Origin of the sequence: Sandarakinorhabdus sp., from assembly GCF_032115815.1 — a bacterium.
In the GTDB taxonomy this organism is placed as follows: Bacteria; Pseudomonadota; Alphaproteobacteria; order Sphingomonadales; family Sphingomonadaceae; genus Sandarakinorhabdus.
Genome location: NZ_JAUMBI010000226.1, coordinates 1 through 5239, shown reverse-complemented (window position 1 = coordinate 5239; position 5239 = coordinate 1). Strand labels below are relative to the sequence as shown.

5 protein-coding genes and 1 pseudogene are annotated in these 5239 nt (G+C 65.0%); 4 read left to right on the top strand and 2 right to left on the bottom strand.

The genetic code is table 11. From position 1 onward, the window contains the following. Positions 1-206: pseudogene (locus tag RT662_RS13110) on the bottom strand (TetR/AcrR family transcriptional regulator); the annotation flags it as partial. A gap of 153 nt (positions 207-359) precedes the next feature. Here RT662_RS13110 and RT662_RS13105 point away from each other — a divergent pair. The 3 genes from RT662_RS13105 to RT662_RS13095 are packed head-to-tail and all read left to right on the top strand — an operon-like array spanning position 360 to position 3072. Next, positions 360-992 carry a hypothetical protein gene (locus RT662_RS13105; protein WP_313671145.1) on the top strand — a complete coding sequence of 211 codons (633 nt, stop codon included), beginning with the start codon at positions 360-362 and terminating at the stop codon, positions 990-992. Then, positions 989-1444 (top strand): hypothetical protein, encoded by a 456-nt coding sequence (locus RT662_RS13100; protein WP_313671144.1) that lies wholly within the window; start codon positions 989-991, stop codon positions 1442-1444. The genes RT662_RS13105 and RT662_RS13100 overlap by 4 nt, the downstream gene beginning before the upstream one ends. Continuing rightward, positions 1441-3072: a sulfatase-like hydrolase/transferase gene (locus RT662_RS13095; protein WP_313671143.1), complete on the top strand. Its 1632-nt coding sequence runs from the start codon at positions 1441-1443 to the stop codon at positions 3070-3072. Before RT662_RS13100 ends, RT662_RS13095 begins: the two co-directional genes overlap by 4 nt. A gap of 67 nt (positions 3073-3139) precedes the next feature. On the opposite strand, the gene RT662_RS13090 is transcribed toward RT662_RS13095, so the two are convergent. After that, positions 3140-4195 carry an alpha/beta fold hydrolase gene (locus RT662_RS13090; protein ID WP_313671142.1) on the bottom strand — a complete coding sequence of 352 codons (1056 nt, stop codon included), beginning with the start codon at positions 4193-4195 and terminating at the stop codon, positions 3140-3142. Positions 4196-4330: 135 nt separating this feature from the next. Between RT662_RS13090 and RT662_RS13085 the strand changes: the two genes are divergently transcribed. Beyond that, on the top strand, positions 4331-5239 hold a 909-nt coding region (locus tag RT662_RS13085), incomplete at its 3' end, for an alpha/beta fold hydrolase (RefSeq protein ID WP_313671141.1).

The window sequence follows — 5239 nt, the reverse complement described above, 5'->3', positions numbered from 1 at the left end:
ATGTCGTCAAAGTGGCGGAAGACCGAACGCAGGCCGACGCCCGCCACTTCTGCAACCCGCGCCGCGCTGGGCGCAACATCGCCCTTGCCGACCAGATCGAGCATCGCCGTGACGATCTTCCCGCGGCTCGATCGGCTGCGTTCGCGCCGGCCATCGGCCAGCGGCGCTTTCGAACGCGATGCCATCTTGTGCGATACGTTGGTCATGATGGCTTGTTTTGCGGCAAACCGGCAATGGTGCAAGCGACAATAGCGATTGCAAATATGTCTTGGCACTTATAATGCCAATAGCAGGGATCGATCTGGCGGCAGCTGCGCGACGCGACGCCATGGGCGGCCCGGAATGGAGCGGTTGGCGTGATGGCTGAAGGGATCATCTGGGGCGCGGCGCTGCTGGCGTATGGCGCCTTCCGGTTCTGGTATGACAATTGGTCTGGCCCGCTGAAACCGGCAGAGATCGATGCCTTTCTGGCCCAGATGGCCGGACGCTTCGAAGGCACCGGGAACAGCCCGGAGGTGCTGCGCGCGTTCCTTGCAGCCGATGATGGCCGCGAGTTCGTGATGCTCAACCTGGTCAAGGCGCAGATGGACCAGGTGGAGGATCCGGAGACCGGGCAAATGGTGCAGGGCTTTGAACTGCTGAAACGCTATTCCAAACGCTTCATGCCGGTGCTGTTCCGCAATGGCGGCCACCCCGGCATCGTCGGGCGCAAGGTGGGCGGCTATGTTGATGCCTGGAACACCGAACCCGATCCCGGCTGGACGGTTTTCGGCCTGATGCGATACCGCAGCCGCCGCGACATGATCAAACTGGTGATGGACCCGGCCTTCATGGCAGGCCACCCGGACAAGTTGCTCGGCACGCTGGCGACCTTTTCCTTCCCCACGCAGCGGGTGCTGTCCTTCTATGTGGGCCCACGGGTCACCGTGGCGCTGGTGCTGGCGCTGATTGCCGCCCTTTCGCACCTGATGATGCTGACCATCGCATCATGACCGCGCTGCTGCCGCCCAGCACCAACCACCATTATCGCGGCGCGCGCGCTGCGGCCTGGTTCCTGGCGCTTTATGGTGTCGGCTGGATCGTGCCGGGGATGATCCACAGCTTCCTGCCCGATGGCGGCGCGGGCACGATTGCCGGGCTCGATCTGGGTCACAATCCGGCGCTGATCATTGGCCTGTTCGCCTGGGCCGGTGCCACCCAGATCGCGCACGGGATGGTGACGCTGATCGTCGCGCTCCATTATCGTTCACTTGTGCCCTTGTTGCTGGCGATCAGCCTGCTGGAGCGTGTTTTGCTCAGCTGGTCGGCCTGGATGGGCCGCGGGCCAGCCGGCGGCCACCATCCGCCCGAACATTATGCCAGCCTGATCATGATCCCCTTCATCATGCTGTTCCTGTTGCTCGCCCTTCGACCCACCGCGATCAAATCCGGAGACTCACGATGACACGCAAGATGAAGTGGCTTGGGGCATTGGCCCTGCTGGTGGGCGCGGGCTATTTCGGGTTCCAGAAATACGGCATCGCCATTCCCGGCATGATCGCGCAATTGCGTGAGCCGATTGCCGACAATCACCCGATCAGCTGGTCGCAAGGCCCGGCGACGCCGCCGGCCAGCAAGCGGCCGCCCAACGTCATCCTGATTGTTGCCGACGATCTGGGGATGAACGACATCTCGCTCTATGGCGGCGGCGTTGCCGGCGGGGCGGTGCCGACGCCGAACATCGATTCGATTGCCCGGCAGGGTGTCAGCTTTGCCAACGGCTATGCCGCCAATGCCACCTGTTCGCCATCGCGCGCCGCCCTGATGACCGGGCGCTATCCGACGCGCTTTGGCTTTGAATTCACCGCGGTGCCGGCCAGCTTCATCGGCAGTGTGGCGCATGCGGGTGACAGCCCGCTTTATCCGGCGATCTACCACAAGGAGCTCAACCACGATCTGCCCGATTATCCCGACATGGGGGTGCCGCACGACCAGATCATGTTGCCCGAAATCCTGAAGCCGCTGGGCTATCACACCGTCCACATCGGCAAATGGCATCTGGGCGAATCCCAGCCGCTGCGCCCGACATCGCAAGGCTTTGACGAAAGCCTGGGATTGCGCGCCGGCGGCGGGATGTATGCGGGCAGCGACGACGCGGCGGCCGTTGCCGCCAAGCTGCCGTGGGATCCGATCGATCGCTTCCTGTGGGCCAACCTGCCCTATGCGGTCTATTGGGGCGATGGTGAGCGCTTCCGGCCCAAGGGCCATCTGACCGATTATTTTACCGACAATGCGCTCGCCGCGATCGAGGCCAACAAAAACCGGCCGTTCTTCATGTACCTGGCCTATAATGCGCCGCACACGCCGCTGCAGGCGACGCAGGCCGATTATGATGCACTGCCGCAGATCAAGGATCACACCCAGCGCGTGTATGGCGCGATGATCCGCCAGCTGGATCGGCGCATTGGCGACGTTTTGCAAAAGCTGAAGGCGACCGGGCTCGATCAGAACACGCTGGTGATCTTCACCAGCGACAATGGCGGGGCCTGGTATGCCGGCATCCCCGATCTCAACCGGCCCTATCGCGGCTTCAAGGGCACTTTCTTCGAAGGCGGCATCCACGTCCCGCTGCTGATGCGCTGGCCGGGCCAGATCGCGCCGGGCACCGTGCGCAGCGATGTTGCCCAGCACCTCGACATGTTCGCCACCATCGCCGCTGCGACCGGGGCGCAGATGCCGGCTGACCGGCCGATGGACAGCTTCAACCTGCTGGGCAACGGCCCCACCCGCCAGCTGACCTTCTGGCGCTCTGGCGATTACCGGGTGGTGCGCGCCGGCGACTGGAAGCTGCAGGTCTCGAAGCGGCCAGACAAGGTGTGGCTGTTCAATCTTGCCACCGATCCGACCGAACAGATCAATCTTGCTGACCGCGAGCCGACGCGCTTGGCCGCGCTTCGCAGGATGATCGAGGAGCAGAACGCCAAACTGCCAGCCCCGCTATGGCCCGGCCTGCTCGAGGCCCCGATCCGCATTGACGTTCCGCTCAATGCGCCGTGGTCGAAGCGTCAGGAATATGTTTACTGGACCAACTGATTGCACAGCTCGCTGCGGTCAATCCGGTTGGAGGCATCACAGGTTTTCCGTTGACCGGGAGGCCGCCTTACTGGCTGCGCGCCAAAAGTGCCTTCAGCTCGCCTTCCCAGAAGATGCTCCACGTGTGCGTTGAGTGCCCGCGGGTTTCGGTGGTTTCGGGGATCAGCACATAACGCGCCTGGGGCATCGCCCGCACATGGCGTTCCGGTTCACCCACGCCGGGCGGATTGATGAAATCGTCGGCGCTGTTCACCCAGGTGACGGGCACGGTGATGCGCGCCAGATTGGGGGCCGGGTTGTAGTTGCGGCTGGCGTCGAGCTGGTAGATGCGATCATTGGCATCGCCCATGCTCGCACCCGGCCGGGACAGCACCGCCGTGGCGGCGGCATCGGCGGCAGCGCGCGTCGGCCAATCGGCCTGCTGGCGCACCGGGGCGGAACTGGCCATCGCCTGCAGCGCCATGCCCAGTTTCAGGCCCTGTTCGGGCGGCGCGGTATAATTGCCGCCATTCCACGCCGGATCGGCCTTGATCGCCTGGATTGCCATGGACCGCCATTGTCGGTTGCGCCCGGCGATTTCGATCACGTTGCAGGCCAGCGGCATGATCGCCGCTGCGCGGTCGGGCAGATCGATGCCGAATTGGAAGCCCATCATGCAGCCCATCGATGTGCCGGCGAGCAGCCGCAACTGCTTCACGCCAAGATGATCAAGCAATTGCCCCTGCGCGCGCACCATGTCGCCATAATCATAGGCGGGGAACGCCATCTTAAGGCCATCCGACGGCTTGGATGATCCACCGTGGCCGATCGCATCGGGCAGGATGATGAAATACTTCGCCGCATCCAGCGTGCCGCCCGGTTCGAACAGGCGGGCGAACTGCGGCACCAGGAACTGCGCGCCGGTGCCGCCAGTGCCGTGGCCCACCATCACGGCGTTGATGATCTCGCCCTTGGCGTTGCGGATCGGCGTGCCGAGCGTGCGGTAATGCTGCTTTAGCTGTGGCAGGGTCTTGCCGTCGGAAAAGCGGAAATCGCGTGCCACGAAATCGGCTTCGGTCACGGTGGGTGCGGCGGTCGCGGTGGTGGCCAGCAGGGCGGCAACCGCCATCATGCGCAACATCATTTCGGCAAACTCCCCTTTGCGTTCTCGTGGGCGACATTGCCGCCGCTGCGGCGGAGCGCAACGAAAAAAGCCCGGGATGCGTCATGCGGGTTTGTCCGCATGGCGAAGGGCGGTGCCTGGCATCATCATGTCGCCATGCGCCGTCGTGCCTTTCTGGCCCTTTCCCTGGGCGCTGTTGCTGGCGCGGCGATGACTGGGCATGCCTTCAGCCACGATCTGGCCGCCGCGCGCCAGCGGCTGGCCGGGCGCAGCCGGCTGGTGCGGACACGATTCGGCCAGATGGAACTGGCCGAAGCCGGCGACGGGCCGCCGCTGTTGATGGTGCACGGCACCGGCGGTGGCTTCGATCAGGCGCTGGCGATGGCGTCGCCGCTGGTGGCCCACGGCTGGCGGCTGATCGCGCCGTCGCGCTTCGGTTATCTGCGCAGCGATTATCCGCCAGGCGCCACCCCGGCCACGGAAGCCGATGGCTTTGCCGATCTGCTTGACGTGCTGGGCATCGACCGCGTGCCGGTGATCGGTGGTTCGGCCGGCGCGCAACCGGCGATCGAATTCGCCATCCGCCATCCTGATCGTTGCAGCGCGCTGGTGGCGCTGGTGCCGGCGGCCTTTGCCCCCGGCCGGGCGCCAGTGCGCCCGCCCACGCCGCTGGCGCAGGCCATCATCGATCATGGCCTGAAATCCGATTTCCTGTTCTGGGCCGGCATGAGCGTGGCGGAAGAGGCGATGATCGGCGCGCTGCTCGCCACCGATCCGGCGCTGGTGCGCGCCGCCGCACCGGCTGAACAGGCCCGCGCCCGCGCCATCCTGCGTGATATCCTGCCAGTGACCGAGCGTGCGCGTGGATTTGCCCATGATGCCCGCTTCGCCTTTGACCCGGCACCACAGGCGCTGGACCGCATCACCGTGCCAACCCTGGCAATTTCAATGGAGGATGATCGTTTCCAGACCGCAGCCGCCGCCCGCCACATCGCCGCCAGCGTGAAGGGCGCGGAACTGATCGTCTATCCCACCGGCGGCCACATCTGGATCGGGCGGCAGGCG

Coding starts and splice junctions, on each gene's coding strand:
- RT662_RS13105 (WP_313671145.1), top strand. CDS start 360: ATGGCTGAAGGGATCATCTGGGGCGCGGCGCTGCTGGCGTATGGCGCC.
- RT662_RS13100 (WP_313671144.1), top strand. CDS start 989: ATGACCGCGCTGCTGCCGCCCAGCACCAACCACCATTATCGCGGCGCG.
- RT662_RS13095 (WP_313671143.1), top strand. CDS start 1,441: ATGACACGCAAGATGAAGTGGCTTGGGGCATTGGCCCTGCTGGTGGGC.
- RT662_RS13090 (WP_313671142.1), bottom strand. CDS start 4,195: ATGATGTTGCGCATGATGGCGGTTGCCGCCCTGCTGGCCACCACCGCG.